The following is a 22004-nucleotide window of genomic DNA, read 5'->3' as shown; positions in this document are numbered from 1 at the left end:
GATGTGCAGGTCGCGGCTGAGGTAGTCGGTGATCCGCATCGCCGCCGAGCCGGTCGCCTCGTCCTCCGGCACGCCGAGGTTCGGGAAAAACCCCCGGGTGCGCAGGGTGCCGCTCTCCCGGTCGGTCCAGGCCCACAGGTAGTGCGCCGTGTCGTCGGGAAAATCTCCCGGATCGGCGGCGAGAAGCGCGGCGGCCGAATCGAATTCGTGCAGGGCCACCTCGGGCGCCCAGTCTGAGCGGGCGCTGACGCCGGTGAGGTCTCCGGCATAGCTCACCTGCACGAGACCGGCCGGCACCTGCAGGGTGTGAATCGGCGTGCCGCTCTCCCGCAGCCACCACGACGCGCCGACGGTGGGGTGCCCGGCGAACGCGAGCTGGACCCGGGGGGTGTAGATGGTGGCATGCGCGGTCGTCGAACCCGCGCCCGGAAGATCGACGAAAACCGTTTCGCTGTAGCCCAATTGAGTCGCCAGCCGTTGCCGGTCGGCGGGCCCGATGTGGGCGGCGTTCACCACCCCGAGCGGATTGCCGAAATTGCCGTCCGCATCGGTGAACACCCGCAACACCGTGACGTCGATCCCCATGCAGCGACTGTACGACCCCGGAGCCGGCCGCATCGACCAAGGTGGTTCAGGTGGCGCTGCGTTCGTCGGAGCCCATCGCGTTGAGCACGGCGACGCGGGTCGGCGCGGGGCCGCTGACGGCCTTCTCGCCGCCGCCGCTGCGCAGTAGCCCCCGCAGGGCGGCCTGATCGTATTCGGCGGGAGCGGTGGAATCGATGAAGCGTTCGACGACGTCGATGAAGCGGGCCGGGTCGTCGTGGAAGGGGAAGTGGCCGGAGCCCTCGAAGATTTCGAGGCGGGAGCCCGGCATCGCGGCGTGCGCCATCCACGCGTGCCGGACGGGCACCACCACATCCTTGGTGCCCCACACGATCTGCACCGGGATGGCTTCGGTCAGGTAGCAGCGATCGAGCATGGTGACGATCTGCCCGCGCCAGTCCACCACCGCGCGCAGGGTGCGACTGAAGGCCGCCGAGGCCGTGGGCTCCGGCAGGTCGTCGAGGATCCGCAGGACATTGGGCAGGTCGCGGCCCAGGCCGGTCGATCCGATCGCCAGGCCGGCTATCCGTCCCGCCAGCTGCACGGCCGGCAGCACGAGCGGGAGCCGCAGCAGGGCGAGGGCCTCGCTGCCCATCGGCAGCGACGCGAGCCGGAGCGCGACGTTGACGTCCTTGGTGACGCCGCCGGCGGCGACCAGGATGAGCCGGTCCACCAAATGCGGGAACTGGTAGGCGAATTGCATGGCCACGCCGCCGCCCAGTGAATGTCCGACGACCGTGACCCGCTCGATGTCGAGCACGCTGAGCAGGTCACGCATCCCGTTCGCGTAGGCGGCGACGGAGTAGTCGGCGCGCGGTTTGTCGGATCGCCCGTGGCCGAGCAGGTCCGGGGCGATGACCGTGAACCGCTGAGCGAGCTTGGCCTGCACGGTGTTCCAGGTGGTGGAGTTGTCCCCGATGCCGTGGACCAACAGGATCGCCGGGCCGTCACCGGCGATCCGGTAGGCCCGCTTGTAGCCGTGGATGGTGCGGAACTCCAGCCGGGGCGCCGCGACCTCACGCACCGGGCGGAGAGTGCTCTTGCGCTTCCGCTCGGTCATCTCGCCAACCTTCGGGTCGGGCCCAGGGCCGTGTGGAAAGGTCAGGCCTGGTCGTCGTCGCCGCGCTTCTTCTCCGCCTCCTGGGCGAGGAATCGCTCGAACTCGGCTCCAAGCTCGTCGCCGCTAGGCAGGTCCTCGTCGCGCGTTAGTAACGACCTGTTCTCCTGAGCGTCGATGAAGGCATCGTACTGGCGCTCGAGCGCGGTCACCACTTGAGCAACCTCCGCGCTCGCCTCGACCTGCTCGTCGATCTTGGTCCGGATCACCGCCGCCGCTTCGGTCAACGCCGTCAGCGGTAGCTCGAGCGACGCGATCTTGGCCACTTGCTCGAGCAACGCCTCGGCGGCGGCCGGGTAGTCGGTCTGCGTCAGGTAGTGCGGGACGTGCACGGTGTAGCCGACGACCTCGTGGCCGTGCTGGGCCATCCGGTATTCGAGCAGGTTGGACGCGCTGCCGGGAACCTGGATCTCGGAGATCCACGGGGTGAACTCGGCGATCAACTCGGGGTTGTTCGAGTGCGCGGTCATCGTGATCGGCCGGGTGTGGGGAACCGCCATCGGGACGGTGCCCAGGCCGATGGTCTGGCGCACGTTCAGGCGCTCGGCCAGCAGGCGCACCGCGGTGATGAAGCGCTCCCACTTCAGATCGGGTTCCATCCCGGCGAGCAGCAGAAACGGGGTGCCGATGGTGTCACGCAACGCGTACAAGCTCAGTTCCGGCTCGTCGTAGTTCGTGAAGTGATCGGTCTTGAACGTCATCAGCGGCCGCCGCGACCGGTAATCCAGCAATTCGTCGATGGCGAAGGACGCGACCAGCTCGGTGTCCAGCGCCGCCTTCAGATGCGACGAGGCCAGCCGGATCGCGTGACCGGCGTCCGAGAAACCCTCCAGCGCGTGCACCAGCACCGGGCCCCGGCCGTCCGACGTCGACAACTGCGGCGCAGGCAGCTCTAGCTCGTACATTCCGGCCTGTCCGGGCTGGTAGTGCTGCTCCTGCGGGTCCTGACTAGCCATCGGGATCGCCTCCTCTCGAGGGTCCATCCAGGGTGCCCTACCAGTGTCCCCCGAATCGGGGGGCACCAAAATCAAACAGCGGTGTGAAGTTCGCGTTTAATCCTTCAGCGAACACGCCGGTGGGCGGTGCCCCCGAGTCGGGTGGCCCCCGACGCGTCGGAATCTGCTCGGTGCGCTGGTGTCAGGCATGATGATTCCGATGCGCGTTCCGACCCTGTTGCTGTGCTTGGTGGTCGCCGTGGCGACGTCGGTGACGTCGTGCAAGCGGCCGCCGAACGATCGTGCGTCGGTCCCCCCGGCGCCGACCGTGCGCAGCAGCGCGCCGGCGCAGCGGCTGAGCCAGCCCCAGCAGAAGGCGGTGGCGGGGCCGGTGGACCCGGACAAGCGCGTCGGCGCCATCTTCATCGACGGGGGGCCGCTGCACGTGTGCACGGGCTCGGTGGTGCATTCGACGGGCGGCAACCTGATGATGACCGCGGCGCACTGCCTGGCCGGGGCCTCCAAGATCACCTTCGTGCCGGGCTTCGCCGGCGACGCGCCACCCGGCCCGGCCGATGTGTGGAAGGCCGACGCCGTCTACCTGGACCCCCGCTGGAGCGCGAGCAAGGATCCGAACGCGGACTATGCGATCGCGCGGCTGAGCAACGACGCCGGGGGTTCGGTGGAGGCCCGCGCCGGGCTGGCGCTGACGCTGGGCACCACGCCGCCGCCCGGCAGCCACGTCACCGTGATGGGCTACCCGGCCGGCGTGGGTGGCGCGCCCATCGGGTGTCAGGCCAGCACGTCGGTGACCGAGGGCGGCTTCCCCTCGTTCCCGTGCGAGGGGTTGGTGGACGGCACCAGCGGCGCACCCTGGGTCAGCGGCACCATCCTCACCGGGGTGATCGGTGGTTTCGAGCGTGGTGGCTGCGCCGCGAACGTCTCGTATTCGGCGCCGTTCGACGCGCGAACCGCGCAGTTGCTGGCCCGCGCGGACGCCGGCGGCCCCGGCGACCCGATTCCCGGAGAACTCGACGACAGCTGTTAGTGGCGAAACTGGTTGAGCGCGCGCACTTTGTTCATCACGTCGAGCGCGGCCACCTTGTAGGCCTCGGAGAACGTGGGGTAGTTGAACACGGCGTCCACCAGGTATTCGACGGTGCCGCCGCAGCCCATCACGGCCTGCCCGATGTGCACCATCTCGGTGGCGCTGGTGCCGAAGATGTGCACGCCCAGGAGCTTGAGATCGTCGGTGGACACCAGCAGCTTGAGCATCCCGTAGGAGTCACCGGCGATCTGGCCGCGGGCCAGTTCCCGGTACCGGGCCACCCCGACCTCGTAGGGGATCGCGTTCTTGGTCAGTTCGACCTCGGTGGCCCCCACGTAGGAAACCTCGGGAATGGAGTAGATGCCGATCGGCTGCAGTTCGGTGATGCCGTCGGTCGGCTCCCCGAAGGCGTGATACGCGGCCAGCCGGCCCTGTTCCATCGAGGTCGCGGCCAGCGCGGGGAAGCCGATGACGTCGCCGACGGCGTAGATGTGCGGCACCTTGGTCTGAAAGAAGTCGTCGACGAAGATCCGGCCGCGGTTGTCGGCCTCGAGCTCGGCGTTGTGCAGGTCGAGGTGGTCGGTCTGGCCTTGGCGCCCGGCGGAATACATCACCGTCTCCGCGGGGATCTGCTTGCCGCTGGCCAGGGTCGTGACGGTGCCCGCCGAGCCGACGTCGACCGCGGTCACCTCCTCGCCGAACCGGAACGTCACCGCCAGGTCGCGCAGGTGGAACTTCAGCGCCTCCACGACCTCGGGGTCGCAGAAGTCCAGCATGTCGCTGCGCTTCTCCACCACGGTGACCTTGGTGCCCAGCGCGGCGAACATCGAGGCGTATTCGATGCCGATCACCCCGGCACCGACCACCACCATCGAGGTGGGCAGCGATTTGAGGTCGAGGATGCCGTCGGAGTCGAGCACCCGCTCCTCGTCGAACTCGACACCGGACGGCCGCGCCGGCCGGGTGCCGGTGGCGATGACGATGTATTTGCCGCTTACGGTTAACTTTTCGCGACGGGACGGGTCTTCGACCTCGATGGTGTGCGGGTCGACGAACCGGCCGTGGCCCAGCAACAGGTCGATGCGGTTGCGCATCAGCTGATTGCGTACCACGTCGACCTCCTTGCCGATCACGTGCTGGGTGCGGGCCAGCAGGTCGGCCGGGGTGATCTTCTCCTTGACGCGGTAGCTCGCGCCGTACAGTTCGCGCTGGCTCATCCCGGTGAGGTAAAGGACGGCCTCGCGCAACGTCTTTGACGGGATGGTGCCGGTCTGGACGCACACGCCGCCGAGCATCTGGCCACGTTCGACGACCGCGACCGACTTGCCGAGCTTGGCCGACGCGATGGCGGCCTTCTGGCCGCCGGGCCCCGAACCGATGACCACCATGTCGTACTCTTGCGCCGAACTCATGGGGTAACAGTAGATCAGCAGCACTCACAGTGCTGGGTTCATTCACAGGCGCGGGATTCCGCACGTCCCCGCGAGCACCGGCTGACGGCACGGGCCGCCAGCGTGGTGCCCATGACGACGCATCGACCTGACTTCAAACTCAACCGACCCGGCGCGCTCATCGCCGCGCTGCCGGCGGTTCTCGGGTTCGTTCCCGAAAATTCATTGGTATTGGTGTCTTTGGACGGCGGCGACCTGGGGGCGGTGATGCGGGTCGACCTCTCAGACGAGCTCACCCGTCGGGTCGGGCACCTGGCCGAGGTCGCCGCCGCGGCCCGTCCCGACGCCGCGATCGCGGTGATCGTCAACGAGCAGGGGGCGCACTGCCCGTGCTGCAACGAGCAGTACCGGCAGCTGTGCGACGCACTAGCAAACTCGTTGTCTGAGAACGGTATCGAGCTGTGGGCTGCCCATGTGGTCGACCGTGTCGCGCTCGGCGGGCGCTGGCACTGCGTGGACGGGTGCGGTTCGAGCGGCGTGGTCGACGATCCATCCGCATCACCGCTGGCGGCCGCGGCGGTGCTCGACGGCAGGCGGCTCTACGCGCGCCGCGCCGACCTGCAGGCCGTCATCGCGGTGCAGGACGCGGCGCGCAGCTCCGCGTTGACCGGCGTGATCGACCGGTACGCGACGCGGCGCCTGGCGGCCCAGCGCGCGGATCCGGCCCGACGCGCCCGGGCCGACGTCAAACACGCCATGGTGTCCGCGGCCCGGGCCGCGGCCGGCCAGGCGCTGTCCTCGACCCAGCTGGCCAAGCTGAGCTGCGCGCTGAGCGACGCGCAGGTGCGCGACATCCTCTACGCCCTGGCGGTCGGCGAGAACGCCGGCGAGGCCGAAACGTTGTGGGCGCTGCTGGCGCGCACCCTGCCGCCGCCCTGGCGGGTCGAGGCGCTGGTACTGCTCGCGTTCAGCGCTTACGCCCGTGGCGACGGGCCGCTGGCCGGGGTGTCGCTGGAGGCCGCGCTGCGCTGCGAGCCCGAGCATCGGATGGCGGGCATGCTGGACACCGCGTTGCAGTCGGGGCTGCGGCCGGAGGACATCCGGGAATTGGCGCTCACCGGCTACCGGCTGGCCAAGCAGCTGGGTGTGCGGTTACCACCGCGACGGCCGTTCGGCCGCCGGGCGGGCTAGCCAGACCACCATGCCGGGCGGTCAGACCTTCTCGACCTTGACGGCGTGCGCCATCTCGTGCGGCAGGGTGACGTTCTCGTGGCCCGGGATGACGATGGTCACCCCGGCGGGTCCGGTCTCGACGGTCACCCGGGCGTTGGGGACGACGCCGGCGTCCTTCAGGCGGGTGATCAGGTCGATGTCGCCCTGCACGTGCTCGGTCAGCTGGCGGACCACCACGGCCACCGGCGAACCGGGCGGCAGCTCGGTCAACCGGACCAGGTTGGCGTCGTCGGCGCCCGACTCGGGGCCAACACCGAGGTCCAGGAGCCCCGGGATCGGGTTGCCGAACGGGGAGGTGGTCGGATGGTTGAGCACCTTCACCAGCCGCCGTTCGACGTCCTCGCTCATCACGTGTTCCCACCGGCATGCCTCGGCGTGCACTTCCTCCCAGGGCACACCGATGACGTCGACCAGCAACCGCTCGGCGAGGCGGTGCTTGCGCATGACGGCGATGGCCAACGCCCGGCCCTTGTCGGTGAGCTCGAGGTGCCGGTCGCCGGCGACGTGAAGGAGCCCATCGCGCTCCATGCGGGAAACGGTTTGGCTGACGGTCGGCCCACTCTGGTCGAGGCGCTCGGCGATCCGGGCGCGAAGCGGCGTCACGCCCTCTTCTTCGAGGTCGTAGATGGTCCGCAAGTACATCTCGGTGGTGTCAACCAGGTCGTTCATTCAGCACCTTCCATCGACGCCGAGTCTACTTGGCCAGCTGCGTGAATGGGTGTAACCCTTCCCCGACAAGCGGTATGCCCGCCGCGTCCGCGGCGGGCATACCGTCGTGCTACTAGTTCGGGGGCCTTAGCTTGCGTACGACCGTAGCCGGTCGGCGCGCTCGCCGTGGCGGAGTTTGGACATTACGTCCCGCTCGATCTGGCGGACCCGCTCGCGCGACAGGCCGAACAGCTTCCCGATCTGGTCCAGGGTGCGCGGCTGGCCGTCGTCCAGGCCGAAGCGCAGCCGGATCACCTGGTGCTCGCGCTCGTCGAGAGTGGCGAGCACGCTGCGGATGTCGGTGTGCAACAGCTCGGCGATCACCGCGTTCTCGGCGGACATCGCCTCGGCGTCCTCGATGAAGTCGCCCAGCGGTGCCTCCTCTTCGGAGCCGACCGGCATGTCCAGGCTTACCGGGTCGCGGCTGTGCTCGAGCAGGTCGTTGATCTTCTCGACCGGGATGCCGGACTCGGCGGCCAGTTCCTCGTCGGTGGCCTCGCGGCCCAGGTTCTGGTGCATCTCCCGCTTGATCCGCGCCAGCTTGTTGACCTGCTCGACCAGGTGCACGGGCAGGCGGATGGTGCGGCTCTGGTCGGCCATGCCGCGGGTGATGGCCTGGCGAATCCACCACGTGGCGTAGGTGGAGAACTTGAATCCCTTTGTGTAGTCGAACTTTTCCATCGCGCGGATCAGGCCCAGGTTGCCCTCCTGGATCAGGTCCAGCAGCGGCATGCCGCGACCCGTGTAGCGCTTCGCCAGCGACACCACCAGCCGCAGGTTCGCTTCCAGCAGGTGCCGGCGTGCGGCCTGGCCATCACGCACCACGGCCTCGAGGTCGCGTCGGCGGTTCTCCCCGAGGCGCTTACGGGTTTCCAGCAGGTGCTCCGCGTAGAGCCCAGCCTCGATGCGCTTGGCCAGTTCAACTTCGCCCGCCGCGTTCAGCAGCGCCGTCTTACCGATGCCATTGAGATAAACGCGCACGAGGTCGGCTGCGGGGCTCTGGGCGTCCAGATCGCCGTCAAATCTGCTCGTGCTGGCGTTCGCCATAGCGACCTCCCATTCGGCTTTGTGCTGTCATCGAGTACAACGACAGATCAGCCCTGAGAGTTCCCAGCGGTTTGTCATCTCACACGTCTTGACGTGCACAAATGTGCCGCCGACCTGAGAATGTCCTGAGAAGTCGGGGCAACCGCCTTCTCAGTGCGAGTGGCCGATGTCGCCGCCCGGTCCGGGGGGCCAGCCCGGTTGCGGGTGGCGGCGCGACTCGAGCGCCAGGCGCTCGGCCGTCGGGAACAGCGGGGTGCGCCGCCGGGCGTCGTCGAACCGTCGCGGCTCGTCGGCGCTGCGCGGTGGCCGGTCGTTGGCGATCAGTACGGCCATCCACGGCAGCGGAATCGACACCGCCACGATCGCCAGCGAAATCAGACCGTTGTGCCAGGCGCCGTACGCGACGGCGGCCAGGATGAGCGCCGGTATCCGGAACCCCATCAGCGTCAGGTACTTACGCACCCGGGCTCGGTGCTGTTCTTCGTAGGAGGGTGCGGCGGCGGTGATGAGGATCGGCCTGCCATCATCGTCGAACCCCAACTCGGAGCCGCGCGTCATACTTCCACTGTCCCACACGACGGCGATTCCGGCAGAAGCGAGTTACGGGGCACAATGTCGGGTATGCAGACCCAGACGATCGAGCGCACCGAGACCGACGAACGCGTCGACGACGGGACCGGCAGCGATACGCCGAAATACTTCCACTACGTCAAGAAGGACAAGATCGCCGAGAGCGCGGTCATGGGTAACCACGTGGTGGCGTTGTGCGGGGAAGTGTTCCCCGTCACCAAGGCGGCCAAGCCCGGCTCGCCGGTTTGCCCGGATTGCAAGCAGATCTACGACCGGATGAAGAAGGACTAGATCGGCCGCGGCCGAGCACCCGTCACAGCGCCGCGTTGTCGGCGGCCGCCGGCTCCGGCGGGGGAGCCGCCGGTGCCTTCAGTGGTGTGATGCGCGATTGCAACCACTTGCGCAGCCGGTGCGCGTGCGTCTTCGGCGCCGGGAATTCCTCTTGGATCGCGGCGTTGAGCTCGGCGCCCAGCATCACGGCGAAACCGCCGAAGAACGCGAACAGCAGGAACGCGATCGGGGTGGCCAGCGCGCCGTAGGTGTAGCCCGTGCTGGTGATCCACCGCAGGTAGACCCGCAGGCCCAGCGTGGCGATGAGGAAGACCGCCGTGGCGAGCACGGCGCCGAAGATCAGCCGGTGCGTCGGCAGGGGCTCGGGCAGCGCGACCCGGTACAGGATGACCACGCCGATCAGCAGGCCGAGGATCAGCGCCGGGTAGTAGCCGTAGCGCAGGACGTTTTCCAGGCTGTCCGGGATGTGCTCGCTGACCTTGCGGGGGCCCACCACCAGCACCGGCGCCGCGCACACCACGAACACCAGCATCACCACATACAGGAACAGGGCGAAGAGCCGCTGTCGCACCGGATGCCGCAGTGGCGTCTGGTCGTGCGCCTCCACGACCGCGTCGACGTAGGCCGAGATGGCCGACGATCCCGCCCACATCGAGATCAGGAAACCGACCGACACCACCTCACCCCGGGCGTTGGCGGTGACGTCACGGATGGTCGGCTCGATGATCTCGTTGACGACGCTGGGCGAGAAGAAGCTCCGGATCGCCGAGATGATGCTCTTCTCGATCGCGGTCAGCGTGTCCGGCCCGAACAGCGGCGCCACGTAGGCGAGGCTGCCCAGCATTCCCAGCAGCAGCGGCGGTAGCGACAGCGCCGACCAGAAACCCGCCTGGGCCGACTCGGAAAAGATGGAGTCATCCCAGCTTTTCGAGAGGGTCCTCAGAGTGAGTCGCCAGATGTGATGGCGGGACGGTTTTGCGACTTGATCGCTCATACCCGTCCAGCATTACCGAAGACCGCCCCACTCGCCCACATTGGCGAAGGGTGAGTTCGGCGGAACTAGCTTCCGCTGACCTCCAGGACGGCGGACAGTTCGGTCAGCTTCGCCTCGTGCTCGTTGGCGTGATGCTGGCAGAAGAGAAGCTCAGCTCCTGAAGGCAGCGTGGCACGGACTCGAGCAGCGGCACCGCAGCGGTCGCAGCGGTCCGCCCGGGTGAGCTCGGGACTGGTCAGAGTTGCATTCATGGCTTCTCCGTTCTTGCTTTGATTCACTCTCTCAGACGTATGGGGTTTTTGCGTTGTTCCCCGATCGTTATCGGGTGTGTCGTTTCTCACGACCTGTAAACGTTTCGTTTCGAGGAACTCTCTACAGTGATCATCCGTGGCTTTCGCTCCTGACCTGCTGGTACATCTGTGCGGACGGGACGAGTGGTCCCGCGCCCGCGCGGCCGGTGAGATTCGCCCCGACACGTCCGGCGGCGGCCGGTTCATCCATCTCTCGGCGCCCGGCCAGGTCCATCTGCCGGCCAACCGGCTCTACCGCGGCCGCGATGATTTGGTGTTGCTGCACGTCGACCCGGCGCTGCTGGACTCCGAAGTTCGCTGGGAGCCAGGCGTGGCAACGGATCCGGAGTCGATGCTGTTCCCGCACCTCTACGGTCGGCTGCCCACGGCCGCTGTGATTCGGGTCACCGATTACCGGCCGGGCCCCGACGGCACCTTCCCGCCGGTCGGGGATTCCGCGTAGGCGTCGGCTTCGATCTCCACCAGCATTTCGGGCGCGATCAACGCCGACACCTGCACCATGGTGGCCGCCGGGCGAATGTCACCGAACACTTCGGCGTGCACCGCGGCGACCTCGCCCCAGCGGGACATGTCGGTGACGTACACGCGGGTGCGAACCACGTCGGTGAGCGCCGCGCCAACTTGGGCGAGCGCAATCTCGATGCGGCGCAACGCTTCTCGAGTCTGGGTCGCGATGTCGCCGGCTGGGCCGGAGCCGGTGGTCCCGGCCACCCACACGTGCGGGCCGACCCGTACGGCACGCGAATAGCCGACGGCCGCCTCGAAGTCGGAGCCGGAGGAGACCAGTGTGCGGTTCATGCCGCCACCGTACGACGGCCGGCGCGGCGGGGCGACGCATTTTCCGGTCGAAGACGAGTGGCCTTGCGCGCCAATAAATTCGGCGAGTCGCTCAGTCCAGGTAGTCGCGCAGGACCTGCGAACGGCTGGGGTGGCGCAGCTTTGACATCGTCTTGGACTCGATCTGACGGATGCGCTCGCGGGTGACGCCGTAAACCTGGCCGATCTCGTCGAGGGTGCGCGGCTGGCCGTCGGTGAGCCCGAAGCGCAGCCGTACCACGCCGGCCTCGCGCTCGGACAGGGTCTCGAGCACCGACTGCAGCTGGTCCTGCAGCAGCGTGAACGACACCGCGTCGACGGCCACCACGGCCTCGCTGTCCTCGATGAAGTCACCGAGCTGGCTGTCGCCCTCGTCGCCGATGGTCTGGTCCAGCGAAATCGGCTCGCGGGCGTATTGCTGGATCTCCAGCACCTTTTCGGGCGTGATGTCCATTTCCTTGGCCAGCTCTTCGGGTGTGGGCTCGCGGCCCAGATCCTGCAGCAGCTCGCGCTGGATACGGCCCAGCTTGTTGATCACCTCGACCATGTGCACCGGGATGCGGATGGTGCGGGCCTGGTCGGCCATGGCGCGCGTTATGGCCTGGCGGATCCACCACGTGGCGTAGGTGGAGAACTTGTAACCCTTGGTGTAGTCGAATTTCTCGACCGCGCGGATCAGGCCCAGGTTGCCTTCCTGGATGAGGTCCAAAAACGCCATGCCGCGGCCGGTGTAGCGCTTGGCCAGTGACACCACGAGGCGCAGGTTGGCTTCCAGCAGATGGTTTTTCGCGCGATCGCCGTCGCGGCAGATCCACATCATGTCGCGGCGCTGCGCGGCGGGCAGCTTGTCGCCGCGCTCGGCCATCTCGGCCATCAGCTGCGTGGCGTACAGGCCGGCCTCGATCCGCTTGGCCAGCTCGACCTCTTCCTCGGCGTTGAGCAGCGCCACCTTGCCGATCTGCTTGAGGTAGGCGCGAACCGAGTCCGCGGAGGCGGTGAGTTCGGCGTCCTTGCGAGCCTGGCGCAGCGCCTCGGACTCGTCTTCGTCCCAGACGAAATCACCGGAGGCCTTGTCCTTTTCGGACGGCTCGGCGATCTCCTCGTCCTCTTCGGCGGCGGCCTCGCCGGCCGCGGCGACCGGGGCGGCGGCCTCTTCCTCGCTGTCGTCGGAGTCGGCGGGCTCGACGTCGGCGTCCTCGCCGTCGGCCGCAACGTCGTCTTCCAGGTCGTCCAGGCTCAGGTCGGCGGCGTCGATCTCGAGGTCTTCACCGGGTTCCGCGTCGAGCTCCGCGTCGTCGAGATCTTCGGCGGCCTCCAGGTCGACGTCGGCGTCCGCCGGGGCGCCCTTGGCCGCTTTCGTCCCGCGGGCCGACGGGGCCTTCGCCGCGCGGGTCTTCTTGGTGTCGGCACCGGCCTCGGTCTCGGGCTTGGCGGGCCGCGCCGGGGCCGCCTTGGCGGCGCGCTTAGCGGGGGCGGCGCCGTGAGCGGCCTTGGCCGCCGGTCGCTTAGCGGGGGAGGGTTTCGTGGCGGTCCGTTTCACCGGCGCGTCGGTTGCCGGGCTTGCCTTGGTCGCTGCCACTTACACCCCTTCGTTTGGGCTCACCTTCGGTGGGTATTGGGCATGGTTAACCGAAAGTGTCTGCTATGTCGATGTCGGCGTTGGATCAGCGTGGGTACTTGCACGCTATCGTTCGGGCGGTCGCCGATGACCATTGTAACGACAGTCAGCGGTCGAACGGCTCCGCCGGGCAAAAATCAGTGCGTCACGTCGGAGGTCGACGCCATCGCCGCGCCCACTATTCCGGCGGTGTTGAGCAGGGCCGCAGCCACCACCGGGGTGCGGTTTTCGAGCAGCGGTAGCCACTTGTCGGCCTTGCGGCTGATGCCGCCGCCGGCGATGAACAGGTCGGGCCACACCGCGTTCTCGATGGCGACCAGCACGCGGGTGACCTGCTTGGCCCACTTCTCGAAGGTCCAGTCGTTCTTCTCTTTGACCGACGACGCCGCCCGCTGCTCGGCCTCCTTGCCGCCCACCTCGAGGTGCCCGAACTCGGTGTTCGGGATCAACGTGCCGTTGTGGATGACCGCGGAGCCGATCCCGGTGCCGAACGTCAGCAACACCACCAGGCCGGACTGGTTTCTGCCCGCACCGTAGTGTTCCTCGGCCAGCCCGGCGGCGTCGGCGTCGTTGAGCACCGTGACGTCCTGGCCGCCCAGCTCGGCGCTGATGATGTCGCGCGCGTTGGTGCCGATCCAGGATTTGTCGACGTTGGCCGCCGTCTGGACGACGCCGTGGGTGACGACCCCGGGATAGGTCACCCCGAGCGGGCCGGTCCAGCCGAACGCGTTGACCACCTCGCCGATGGTCTTGGCGACCGCCGACGGTGTCGCCGGCTGCGGGGTCAACAGCTTGACCCGATCGCCGATCAACTCGCCGGTGTCCATGTCGACGATGCCGCCCTTGATGCCGCTGCCGCCGACGTCGATGCCGAATCCCCGACGCTGTGGGGTGCCGACGGCGGTCCCGGTGCCGGGCGAATCCGTGGTCGAGTCGGTGCTGGTCATCGAAGCTCCTGGGCGTGACTTTGGCTGTCCGCCCACCTTAGCCCGGTGCCGATGTGGCGACGGGGTATCTGCGGGGCCGCGCCGCCTGTGATGCGATAGACCGGTGACCCGCCCTCAGGACGAGCCCGCCCGGTTGCGCGCGGTGGCCGAGTCGTTGGCCACGGAAGCCGCCGCGTTCGTGCGGCGCCGGCGCGCCGAGGTGTTCGGGGCGACCGCGGCGGGCTCGCCATCTCCAGGCGACGGCGCCGTGCGGTCGAAGAGCACCCCCACCGATCCGGTGACCGTCGTCGACACGGAAACGGAGCGCCTGCTGCGGGATCGGCTGGCCGAATTGCGGCCGGGCGACCCGATTCTCGGCGAGGAGGGGGGCGGCCCGGCCGATCCGGCGGGCACGCCCGCGGGCGCGGTCACCTGGGTGCTCGATCCCATCGACGGCACGGTGAACTTCGTCTACGGCATACCGGCGTACGCGGTGTCGGTGGGCGTGCAGGTCGACGGGGTGTCGGTGGCGGGCGCGGTCGCCGACGTCGTCGGCGGCCGGGTGTACTCGGCGGCGGTGGGCCAGGGCGCACACGTCATCGACGAGGACGGCCCCCGGCCGTTGCGGTGCGCCGCGGTCGACGACTTGTCGATGGCGTTGCTGGGCACCGGTTTCGGTTATTCACGGCAGCGCCGGACGACGCAGGCGGCGTTGTTGGCGCGGCTGCTGCCGGTGGTCCGCGACGTCCGTCGCATCGGCTCGGCGGCGCTCGATCTGTGCATGGTCGCGGCGGGCCGGCTGGACGCGTTCTACGAGCACGGCCTGCAGCCGTGGGATTGCGCCGCGGGCGCGCTGATCGCGGCCGAGGCGGGGGCGCGAGTTAGCTTGCCGCCGCCCGACATTGAGGGCGCCGGGCTGGTGCTGGCCGCCGCGCCGGGAATCGCCGACGCGCTGCTGGCCGCGCTGAACGAGGTCGACGGCCTGGACCCGATTCTCGACTGACGGTTCGTCAGCAGCTGCTGGAGTGAATCTTGGTGAGCAGCGCGGGGTCTGACGGCTCGGTGGCGCCGGGGCGCAGCGCGGCGAGGGCGGCGTCGATGTCGTCGTTGTGGGCCAGCGCGGTGAAGTCCGTTCCCAGCGACAGGTCGACGGAGTCGTCGGCGCGGTTGTCGTTGAACAACTCCATGCAGGGCGCCACCAGCCACACCGTCGCCGCGGTGGCTTGCCCTGCGGTGCCGAACCGGATCTGGCCCTGGCAGGTGAGCCGGGTGCCCGCGTAGAGCGGATCGTTGGCGGCGGCCGGCTGGGCGAAGCCGAGGTCTTTCAGCGCGCCGGCGACGTCGCCGGCCTGTCCGCCACGGCCGCTGGCGTTGAGGACGCGGACCTTGGCGTCGTTGAGCTTGGCCGGCGTGACGTCCATCATCGCGCTCCGCGACACCTGCTCGCCGAGCTGAGCCGCCGTCGAATTGGCCCCCTTCGGTGGTGGGTTGCACACCGCGACCTCGTGCACCCTGGCCGGCCGGGTCAGCGCAATCGTCCACACCACGGCCGTCGCCGCCACCAGGAGGACCACCACAACGATGGCGGGCCGGGGATTGCGTCGCCGGAAGGGCCGGCCGTGCTTGTCGAAGGCAGTACCCTCGGTGATTTGTGCGACCACAGGTGCACTCTAGTCGCACCCTAAACGCACTGTTCAAAGGCGAACGCAAGGGCCAATATGGGTGTGTGACGCAAATCACACACAACCGGGCCGCGATCCGGGCACGAATCATTTGGTGGATGCGTTCGACGCTGGTACAAAGCGATGCTTGAGCAACGAGGGCATGTGAGGGGATAGGGCAATGCCTACCGACTATGACGCTCCACGGCGCACCGAGACCGACGATGTCTCGGAGGACTCGCTGGAGGAGCTCAAAGCACGACGCAACGAGGCGGCTTCGGCCGTGGTTGACGTCGACGAATCCGAAACCGCTGAATCTTTTGAACTGCCTGGCGCCGACCTGTCGGGGGAAGAACTGTCGGTGCGCGTCATTCCGAAGCAGGCTGACGAGTTCACCTGCTCCAGCTGCTTCCTGGTGCAACACCGCAGCCGACTGGCCAGCGAAAAGAACGGCCTCATGATCTGTACCGACTGCGCAGCCTGACAGGTCAGCTGCGCAATGCCGACAGCACCCGCTCGGGGTGGCGGCAACTCACCAGCCAGTACGGCGTCGGGTCGTCCGGGTCGTCGAGGACGACCAGAATCATCGGTCCGATCCATGCCCGGTGCAGGACGAACGCCGCCGGGTCGAGTTGGCGTCCCAGCGCCGCGGACTTGGCCGACGCGGCGACCGAAGCGGATCGGGCGATCACGGTGACCGGCAGGTGCGCCTCACCGGCCCACAGCTCGACCCCGCCGGGGGCGTTCGGATCGGCGGTGACCCGAATCTCCACGCGGCCCAGCCACAACAGCGTTCCGGCGGCCACCGCGAACAGCGTCGCGTACGGCAGCCAGGTAGGACGGGGGGCGACACCCATGTTGACTTCGAACGCGATCAGCCCCGCCAGCCCGAAGGCCAACGGCCACCACCACCATGGCACCCACAGTCGTTCGCGATATCGCACACTGTGCGGCGCGACGCGCGTCCCGGACACGCAGTCAAGGGTAATCTGTGGCCCCGTGTCGACCAGTCTGGCCATCATCCGCCTCGATCCCGAGCTTCCACTGCCCACGCGCGCACATGAGGGCGACGCCGGAGTGGATCTCTACAGCGCGGAGGACCTCAAGCTGGAACCCGGGCGACGCGCCCTGGTGCGCACCGGCGTCGCGGTCGCGATTCCGTTCGGGATGGTCGGGTTGGTCCACCCGCGTTCGGGACTGGCGTCGCGCGTGGGACTTTCGATCGTCAACAGCCCCGGCACCATCGACGCGGGTTATCGCGGCGAGATCAAGGTCGCGCTGATCAACCTCGACCCGGCCGAGCCGATCGTGGTGCATCGGGGTGACCGCATCGCCCAGCTGCTGGTGCAGCGGGTCGAGTTGGTCGAGCTGGTCGAGGTGTCGTCGTTCGACGAGGCCGGGCTGGCCGAAACCTCCCGTGGCGACGGTGGCCACGGTTCCTCCGGCGGACATGCGAGTTTGTGATGGCACTTAAGAGACGTAGCGACGACAGCGACGAGCCGGTGGACGCGGAAGCTGCCGCCGACCCGATCGACGACGAGTACGGCGAGGAACTCGAGGGCCCCTTCGACATCGACGATTTCGACGACCCGTCGGTCGCGGAATTGGCGCGCCTGGACCTGGGCTCGGTGCTCATTCCCATGCCGGAGGCGGGCCAGCTGCAGGTGGAGCTGACCGAGACCGGCGTTCCGAGCGCGGTGTGGGTCGTCACGCCCAACGGCCGCTTCACCATCGCGGCCTACGCGGCGCCGAAGACGGGCGGCCTCTGGCGCGAGGTGGCCGGCGAGCTCGCCGATTCGCTGCGCAAGGACTCGGCCAAAGTCAGCATCAAGGATGGCCCCTGGGGCCGCGAGGTGGTCGGCTCGGCTTCCGGGGCGGTGCGCTTCATCGGGGTCGACGGGTACCGGTGGATGATCCGCTGCGTCATCAACGGCCCGCACGAGACCATGGAGGCGCTCGAGCAGGAGGCGCGAGCGGCGTTGGCGGACACCGTCGTTCGCCGCGGTGACACGCCCCTTCCGGTGCGCACGCCGTTGACCGTGCAGCTGCCCGAGCCCATGGCGCAGCAGCTGCGGGAGGCCGCGGCCGCCCAGCAAGCCGAGGCGCAACAGGCCCAACAAGGCGAGGCGGAGTCGGGGTCTAACGAGCCCACCGCGCGCCGCAGCGTCGAGGGCTCGGCCATGCAGCAGCTGCGCACCACCACCGGCGGCTGACCCGAACCCGTCAGCCCACATCGGCGAGGGCGGCCAGGCACGCCGCGCCCAGCGCGGCGGGGTCCACGCCGATCTGGTCGAGCGTCACCGTTCGCAGCGCCGCGCGCGGCGCGGCATCGACCCACTCCACGCCGACGCCCAGCGGATGAATGGGATCGTCGACCGCGGCCGCCACGGCCAGGGGCACGGTCAGGCGGGCCAGCGCGGCGCGGGTCGGCGCCACATAGGCGGCCGCCTCGTCCATCGCGTCGGGCAATTGTGGCCACTGGGCCCGCCACGACCGGGCCAATTCGTCGGCCAGCCAGGGCGGGCTGGATGCCCTCATCAGACCGGTCGTCACCGCCAGCCCATCAGCGCGCAGCTGCGACGCCGTATACCGCGCCGCGAGCGCCGCGGGCGCGGCTTCCGGTGCGCCGGCCCACGCCGGCAGGGCGGCCAGGACGGCGACCACGTCGTCCGGGTGGGCCAGTGCCCAGGCGGCGGCCACCGCGGCGCCGATCGACACGCCGCCGACGGCGATCGGGCCGGTGCGCGCGGCGGCATCCAGGGCCGACACGTAGCCGTCGATCAATTGATCCGGCCGGGGCGGCGGGGCCACCAGCACCGCGCCGACGTCGCCCAGCGGGCCCGAAAACGCACGGTGAACGTAGTCGTCGTCGGACCCGGTGCCGGGCAACAACACCGTCGTGACACCCCGCAGATCGACAGCCACCCCCCGATAGTGCCTGGCGTCCAGTTGCGCTCCAACATCGGTGTTTGAGTCGGTTGGCGCGTGGGAACCAACAGGTCTACGGTGTCCGTTGGCATAAGTGAAGCGCCGAGGCTTAACAGCATTGTCAGGAGTGGCCATGGGGGCCCAAGGATATCTGCGCCGGCTCACCCGTCGTTTGACGGAGGCGCCGGAGCAACGCGACTCCGAGGAGTTGTCCGACGAGGTCGCGAGCACTGGCGCGCAACGGGTTATCGATTGCGAGCGTGGCCAAGAGGTCACGATGGTCGGCACGCTGCGCAGCGTGGAATGTAACGGCAAGGCCTGTGCGGGCGGGGTCCGCGCCGAGCTGTTCGACGGCAGCGACACCGTCACTTTGGTCTGGTTGGGGCAGCGCCGGATCCCCGGCATCGACTCGGGCCGCAAGCTGCGGGTGCGGGGCCGGCTGGGCAAGCTGGAGAACGGCACCAAGGCCATCTACAACCCGCACTACGAAATTCAGCGGTGACCCGACCCGACGATCGGGGGCCGAGTTCGGGACCCGACGAGTCGGGCGGGGCTGAGCGCGCGACCGTCAACCGCATCACCGCCGAACGCCTGCTGCGGCAGGCCGGCGGGGTCAGCGGGGTCATCTATTCGTCGCTGCCCGTTGTGATCTTCGTCATTGCGTCGAGCGTGTCGGGCTTGTTCGCGGCGATCGCCTCCGCGCTGACCGCGGCCGCCCTGGTCTTGGTGTGGCGCCTGATCCGGCGGGATTCCCCGCAGCCGGCCGTGTCCGGGTTCTTCGGCGTCGCGATCTGCGCGCTGGTCGCCTACATCGTCGGGGAGTCCAAGGGCTACTTCCTGCTGGGCATCTGGATGTCGTTGGTGTGGGCGGTGGTCGTCGCGGCGTCGGTCGTCATCCGGCGGCCGCTGGTCGGCTACGTGTGGACCTGGGCCACCGGGCGGGGTCACGGCTGGCGCGACGTCCCACGGGCCGTCCACGCGCTCGACGCGGCCTCGATCTGTTGGGTGTTGGTCTTCGCCGCCCGGTTCGTGGTCCAGGGCCTGCTCTACAACGCCGATCAGACGGGTTGGCTGGCCGTCGCTCGCATTGCGATGGGTTGGCCGCTGACCGTGGCGGCTGCGCTGGCGACGTACCTGGCGATCAAGTCCGCGCAGCGCGCCATGCTCGCGGCCGGCGACGCCCGCGCCCCGATCGACGCCGATCCCGTCAGCGACTAGCGGTGATCGCGAGCGCGGCGGAGCCGGGCGCTGCGGGTCACCGCCATCGGTCCGCGGTGATCGCGAGCGCGGCGGAGCCGGGCGCTGCGGGTCACCGCCATCGGTCCGCGGTGATCGCGAGCGCGGCGGAGCCGGGCGCTGCGGGTCACCGGTCCTAGTCGTCGAGCCCCGGGCCGTCGGGCAGCAGGAGCTTGCGCAGATCCTCTTCGGCCTCGGCGACCGCGACGAAGAGCAGCTCGTCGCCGCCTTCGAGCGGCTCGTCGGCCTCCGGCACGATTACCCGCGGGCCGCGCAGGATCGTCACCAGCGAAGCGTCGCGCGGCAGCTGCAGCCGGCGCACCGGCTTGCCGCCCCAGGGGGTGTCGTCGGGCAGCGTGATCTCGACCAGGTTGGCCTGCCCGCGGCGGAATTCCATGAGCCGCACCAGATCACCGACCGCGACGGCCTCTTCGATCAGTGAGGCCAGCATGCGCGGCGTGGACACCGCCACGTCGACGCCCCAGGCGTCGGTGAACAGCCACTCGTTGCGGGGGTCGTTGACCCGGGCCACCACCCGGGGCACCGCGAATTCGGTCTTGGCCAGCAGGCTGAGCACGACGTTGGCCTTGTCGTCGCCGGTTGCGGCGACCACCACGTCGAATTCGTGCAGGTGCACCGATTCCAGCAGGCTCAGTTCGCAGGCGTCGCCGAGCCGCCAGTGCGCGGCGGGGATGGCGTCGACGTCGACGTGATCGGGGTTGCGCTCGATCAGCGTCACGTCGTGGCCGTTGCCGATGAGTTCGCGACTGACGGAGCGGCCGACCGCGCCGGCCCCGGCGACAGCTACCTTCATGTTCGCCGCTCCTTAACCGAGGTCTTCGCTGGGTGGCAGGGCCGCGATGGCCACGGCCTCGGCCACCCGGCCCGAGATCGCGGCGACGTAGACCTGATCGCCGGCCTGCAGAGCCGTCTTGGGCTCGGGCAGGACGCCGGCTCCGAACCGGATCAGGAAGGCCACCCGGGCGCCGGTCGCCTGCTCGAGATCGGTGACCCGGTGGCCGATCCACTCCTCGTGCAGGACTACCTCGGCGACGGCCACCGTGCCGGTCGGGTCCCGCCATTTGGCTGTCTCGGTGTCCCGCAGCAGCGCGTTGAGCAGGCGGTCGGTGGTCCAGGGCACGGTGGCGATGGTGGGGATGCCGAGGCGCTCGTAGACCTCGGCCCGCTTGGCGTCGTAGATGCGGGCGACGACGCGCTTCACGCCGAAGGTCTCCCGGGCCAACCGCGCCGAGATGATGTTCGAGTTGTCGCCGGAGGAGACCGCGGCGAACGCGTCGGCCTCCTCGATGCCGGCCCGCAGCAACACGTCGCGGTCGAACCCCTGGCCGAGCACCCGTTCCCCGCCGTATTCCGGGCTGAGCCGGTTGAAGGCCGTGCTGTCGCGGTCGATGACCGCGACGTCGTGGCCGATCCGCGACAGCCCGTCGGCCACCGAGGCACCGACGCGGCCACAGCCCATCACCACTACTCGCAATTTCCGATCCTCTCGGCTGCGTCCTGCGGCCCCCATCGGCAACCCACGTCGGCCAGCCGATTTCGGGTCGGCAAACATTCTCACCTACGAAGCTACCGCCACACCCCGGTGGGCTTAGTCTTGGCTCTCGTGTCCAAACTTTCCACCGCAGCGCGTCGATTGCTAATCGGTCGGCCGCAACGCAGCGACCGGCTGAGTCACACCCTGCTGCCCAAGCGGATCGCCTTGCCGGTGTTCGCCTCCGACGCGTTGTCCTCGGTGGCGTACGCACCCGAGGAAGTCTTCCTGATGCTGTCGGTCGCCGGCCTGTCCGCCTACGCGTTGACGCCCTGGATCGGTCTCGCCGTGGCCGCGGTGATGCTGGTGGTCGTGGCCAGCTACCGGCAGAACGTGCACGCCTACCCCTCGGGCGGCGGTGACTACGAGGTGGTCACCACCAACCTCGGTGACACCGCCGGACTGGTGGTCGCCAGCGCGCTGATGGTGGATTACGTTCTGACCGTGGCCGTTTCGACGGCGTCGGCGATGGCCAACATCGGCTCGGCGATCCCGATCGTGGCCGAGAACAAGGTCTGGTTCTGCGTGGCCTCGATCCTGCTGGTGATGGCGTTGAACCTGCGCGGAATCCGCGAGTCGGGCGTGGCGTTCGCCATTCCGACCTACGCGTTCATCGTCGGCGTCTTCATCATGATCGGCTGGGGCCTGTTCCGGATCTTCGTGCTGGGCAACCCGCTGCGCGCGGAGTCGGCCGGCTTTCAGATGCACGCCGAGCACGGTCAGGTCGTCGGCTTCGCGCTGGCATTCCTGGTGGCGCGCTCGTTCTCCTCGGGCTGCGCGGCGCTGACCGGGGTGGAGGCGATCAGCAACGGGGTTCCGGCATTCGAGAAGCCCAAGTCGCGCAACGCGGCGACGACGCTGCTGATGCTGGGCGGGATCGCGGTGGCCCTGCTGATGGGCATCATCGTGCTGGCCCAGCAGATCGGGGTGCAGCTGGTCGAGGATCCCGCCCGGCAATTGACCGGCGCGCCGCCCGGCTACTACCAGAAGACGCTGGTCACCCAGCTGGCGGAAACGGT

At 68.9% G+C, this 22004-nt stretch carries 28 protein-coding genes; 11 read left to right on the top strand and 17 right to left on the bottom strand.

Going from position 1 to position 22004, the window contains the following annotated elements:
* From A9X05_RS08755 to A9X05_RS08745, 3 genes are all read right to left on the bottom strand, one after another.
* Nucleotides 1-585, bottom strand: a 585-nt coding sequence (locus A9X05_RS08755) for a PhzF family phenazine biosynthesis protein (protein WP_067780652.1), incomplete at its 3' end; no start/stop codon positions are given.
* 46 nt (nucleotides 586-631) lie between these two features.
* A complete protein-coding gene (locus A9X05_RS08750; protein WP_067747377.1) occupies nucleotides 632-1663 on the bottom strand; it encodes an alpha/beta fold hydrolase in 1032 nt (343 codons plus the stop codon).
* A gap of 41 nt (nucleotides 1664-1704) precedes the next feature.
* On the bottom strand, nucleotides 1705-2676 hold the full coding sequence (locus A9X05_RS08745) for a proteasome assembly chaperone family protein (protein ID WP_067747394.1): 972 nt from the start codon (nucleotides 2674-2676) through the stop codon (nucleotides 1705-1707).
* A 187-nt stretch (nucleotides 2677-2863) separates the two neighbouring features.
* Here A9X05_RS08745 and A9X05_RS08740 point away from each other — a divergent pair, with 187 nt between their 5' ends.
* Entirely contained in the window at nucleotides 2864-3703 is an 840-nt protein-coding gene (locus A9X05_RS08740; protein WP_067749844.1) for a serine protease, read from the top strand.
* On the opposite strand, the gene sthA is transcribed toward A9X05_RS08740, so the two are convergent.
* Complete coding sequence (gene sthA, locus A9X05_RS08735) at nucleotides 3700-5115, bottom strand: Si-specific NAD(P)(+) transhydrogenase (RefSeq protein WP_067749858.1); 1416 nt, start codon at nucleotides 5113-5115, stop codon at nucleotides 3700-3702. The two genes, A9X05_RS08740 and sthA, sit on opposite strands and share 4 nt — an antisense overlap.
* A 111-nt stretch (nucleotides 5116-5226) precedes the next feature.
* On the opposite strand from sthA, the gene A9X05_RS08730 reads away from it, so the two are divergent.
* Nucleotides 5227-6285, top strand: a complete 1059-nt coding sequence (locus tag A9X05_RS08730) for a DUF4192 domain-containing protein (RefSeq protein ID WP_067780650.1) — start codon at nucleotides 5227-5229, stop codon at nucleotides 6283-6285.
* A gap of 21 nt (nucleotides 6286-6306) precedes the next feature.
* Here the strand turns inward: A9X05_RS08730 and ideR are convergent, their stop codons facing one another.
* From ideR to A9X05_RS08715, 3 genes are all read right to left on the bottom strand, one after another.
* A complete protein-coding gene (gene ideR / locus A9X05_RS08725) occupies nucleotides 6307-6996 on the bottom strand; it encodes an iron-dependent transcriptional regulator IdeR (RefSeq protein WP_067268966.1) in 690 nt (229 codons plus the stop codon).
* Nucleotides 6997-7122: 126 nt separating this feature from the next.
* Nucleotides 7123-8082: a sigma-70 family RNA polymerase sigma factor SigB gene (sigB, locus tag A9X05_RS08720; protein ID WP_040623889.1), complete on the bottom strand. Its 960-nt coding sequence runs from the start codon at nucleotides 8080-8082 to the stop codon at nucleotides 7123-7125.
* Nucleotides 8083-8232: 150 nt separating this feature from the next.
* The gene (locus tag A9X05_RS08715; protein WP_067749846.1) at nucleotides 8233-8640 is read right to left on the bottom strand and encodes a DUF3099 domain-containing protein; all 408 of its coding nucleotides are present in this window, start codon (nucleotides 8638-8640) and stop codon (nucleotides 8233-8235) included.
* A gap of 63 nt (nucleotides 8641-8703) precedes the next feature.
* On the opposite strand from A9X05_RS08715, the gene A9X05_RS08710 reads away from it, so the two are divergent.
* Entirely contained in the window at nucleotides 8704-8943 is a 240-nt protein-coding gene (locus A9X05_RS08710; RefSeq protein ID WP_044485021.1) for a DUF3039 domain-containing protein, read from the top strand.
* Between the two features lie 22 nt (nucleotides 8944-8965).
* On the opposite strand, the gene A9X05_RS08705 is transcribed toward A9X05_RS08710, so the two are convergent.
* Both A9X05_RS08705 and A9X05_RS29505 read right to left on the bottom strand, forming a co-directional pair.
* Entirely contained in the window at nucleotides 8966-9937 is a 972-nt protein-coding gene (locus tag A9X05_RS08705; protein ID WP_067749847.1) for a YihY/virulence factor BrkB family protein, read from the bottom strand.
* A gap of 65 nt (nucleotides 9938-10002) precedes the next feature.
* Nucleotides 10003-10188: a hypothetical protein gene (locus tag A9X05_RS29505; RefSeq protein ID WP_007171575.1), complete on the bottom strand. Its 186-nt coding sequence runs from the start codon at nucleotides 10186-10188 to the stop codon at nucleotides 10003-10005.
* A 136-nt stretch (nucleotides 10189-10324) separates the two neighbouring features.
* Here A9X05_RS29505 and A9X05_RS08700 point away from each other — a divergent pair, with 136 nt between their 5' ends.
* A complete protein-coding gene (locus tag A9X05_RS08700) occupies nucleotides 10325-10690 on the top strand; it encodes a DUF952 domain-containing protein (RefSeq protein ID WP_067749848.1) in 366 nt (121 codons plus the stop codon).
* Here A9X05_RS08700 and A9X05_RS08695 read toward each other — a convergent pair.
* The 3 genes from A9X05_RS08695 to ppgK all read right to left on the bottom strand — a co-directional run bounded on the left by A9X05_RS08695 (nucleotide 10639) and on the right by ppgK (nucleotide 13629).
* Nucleotides 10639-11046, bottom strand: coding sequence for a RidA family protein (locus A9X05_RS08695; protein ID WP_067749849.1), 408 nt, complete (start codon nucleotides 11044-11046; stop codon nucleotides 10639-10641). The two genes, A9X05_RS08700 and A9X05_RS08695, sit on opposite strands and share 52 nt — an antisense overlap.
* A gap of 91 nt (nucleotides 11047-11137) precedes the next feature.
* The gene (locus tag A9X05_RS08690) at nucleotides 11138-12643 is read right to left on the bottom strand and encodes an RNA polymerase sigma factor (protein WP_082954851.1); all 1506 of its coding nucleotides are present in this window, start codon (nucleotides 12641-12643) and stop codon (nucleotides 11138-11140) included.
* Nucleotides 12644-12819: 176 nt separating this feature from the next.
* Nucleotides 12820-13629 (bottom strand): polyphosphate--glucose phosphotransferase, encoded by an 810-nt coding sequence (ppgK, locus tag A9X05_RS08685; protein ID WP_067780647.1) that lies wholly within the window; start codon nucleotides 13627-13629, stop codon nucleotides 12820-12822.
* A gap of 103 nt (nucleotides 13630-13732) precedes the next feature.
* Here ppgK and A9X05_RS08680 point away from each other — a divergent pair, with 103 nt between their 5' ends.
* The gene (locus tag A9X05_RS08680; protein ID WP_067780644.1) at nucleotides 13733-14611 is read left to right on the top strand and encodes an inositol monophosphatase family protein; all 879 of its coding nucleotides are present in this window, start codon (nucleotides 13733-13735) and stop codon (nucleotides 14609-14611) included.
* A 7-nt stretch (nucleotides 14612-14618) separates the two neighbouring features.
* Here A9X05_RS08680 and cei read toward each other — a convergent pair whose 3' ends face one another.
* Complete coding sequence (gene cei, locus A9X05_RS08675; protein ID WP_067749854.1) at nucleotides 14619-15269, bottom strand: envelope integrity protein Cei; 651 nt, start codon at nucleotides 15267-15269, stop codon at nucleotides 14619-14621.
* 181 nt (nucleotides 15270-15450) lie between these two features.
* Between cei and A9X05_RS08670 the strand changes: the two genes are divergently transcribed.
* Nucleotides 15451-15753 (top strand): DUF4193 domain-containing protein, encoded by a 303-nt coding sequence (locus A9X05_RS08670; RefSeq protein WP_007171590.1) that lies wholly within the window; start codon nucleotides 15451-15453, stop codon nucleotides 15751-15753.
* Nucleotides 15754-15757: 4 nt separating this feature from the next.
* On the opposite strand, the gene A9X05_RS08665 is transcribed toward A9X05_RS08670, so the two are convergent.
* Nucleotides 15758-16243 (bottom strand): DUF3093 domain-containing protein, encoded by a 486-nt coding sequence (locus A9X05_RS08665; protein ID WP_067749856.1) that lies wholly within the window; start codon nucleotides 16241-16243, stop codon nucleotides 15758-15760.
* Nucleotides 16244-16268: 25 nt separating this feature from the next.
* Between A9X05_RS08665 and dut the strand changes: the two genes are divergently transcribed.
* Both dut and A9X05_RS08655 read left to right on the top strand, forming a co-directional pair.
* On the top strand, nucleotides 16269-16733 hold the full coding sequence (gene dut, locus A9X05_RS08660) for a dUTP diphosphatase (RefSeq protein ID WP_067780641.1): 465 nt from the start codon (nucleotides 16269-16271) through the stop codon (nucleotides 16731-16733).
* Complete coding sequence (locus tag A9X05_RS08655; protein ID WP_067748628.1) at nucleotides 16733-17482, top strand: DUF3710 domain-containing protein; 750 nt, start codon at nucleotides 16733-16735, stop codon at nucleotides 17480-17482. Before dut ends, A9X05_RS08655 begins: the two co-directional genes overlap by 1 nt.
* A 10-nt stretch (nucleotides 17483-17492) precedes the next feature.
* Here the strand turns inward: A9X05_RS08655 and A9X05_RS08650 are convergent, their stop codons facing one another.
* A complete protein-coding gene (locus tag A9X05_RS08650; RefSeq protein WP_067780638.1) occupies nucleotides 17493-18194 on the bottom strand; it encodes an alpha/beta hydrolase in 702 nt (233 codons plus the stop codon).
* 136 nt (nucleotides 18195-18330) lie between these two features.
* On the opposite strand from A9X05_RS08650, the gene A9X05_RS08645 reads away from it, so the two are divergent.
* Entirely contained in the window at nucleotides 18331-18699 is a 369-nt protein-coding gene (locus A9X05_RS08645) for an OB-fold nucleic acid binding domain-containing protein (RefSeq protein ID WP_067268953.1), read from the top strand.
* 74 nt (nucleotides 18700-18773) lie between these two features.
* The gene (locus tag A9X05_RS08640) at nucleotides 18774-19415 is read left to right on the top strand and encodes a DUF3159 domain-containing protein (RefSeq protein ID WP_231969081.1); all 642 of its coding nucleotides are present in this window, start codon (nucleotides 18774-18776) and stop codon (nucleotides 19413-19415) included.
* Between the two features lie 154 nt (nucleotides 19416-19569).
* On the opposite strand, the gene A9X05_RS08635 is transcribed toward A9X05_RS08640, so the two are convergent.
* Together A9X05_RS08635 and A9X05_RS08630 are read right to left on the bottom strand one after the other, a co-directional pair.
* Nucleotides 19570-20247, bottom strand: a complete 678-nt coding sequence (locus A9X05_RS08635) for a TrkA family potassium uptake protein (RefSeq protein WP_067268952.1) — start codon at nucleotides 20245-20247, stop codon at nucleotides 19570-19572.
* Nucleotides 20248-20259: 12 nt separating this feature from the next.
* Nucleotides 20260-20928: a TrkA family potassium uptake protein gene (locus tag A9X05_RS08630; RefSeq protein WP_156736565.1), complete on the bottom strand. Its 669-nt coding sequence runs from the start codon at nucleotides 20926-20928 to the stop codon at nucleotides 20260-20262.
* A 129-nt stretch (nucleotides 20929-21057) separates the two neighbouring features.
* Here A9X05_RS08630 and A9X05_RS08625 point away from each other — a divergent pair.
* A partial coding sequence (locus A9X05_RS08625) for an APC family permease (RefSeq protein ID WP_156736563.1) occupies nucleotides 21058-22004 on the top strand: 947 nt, incomplete at its 3' end.

The organism is Mycobacterium sp. E3298, assembly GCF_001666895.1.
Lineage (GTDB): Bacteria > Actinomycetota > Actinomycetes > Mycobacteriales > Mycobacteriaceae > Mycobacterium.
Note: the sequence above shows the minus strand (reverse complement) of the source record. Positions and strands in the feature narration are given on the sequence as shown.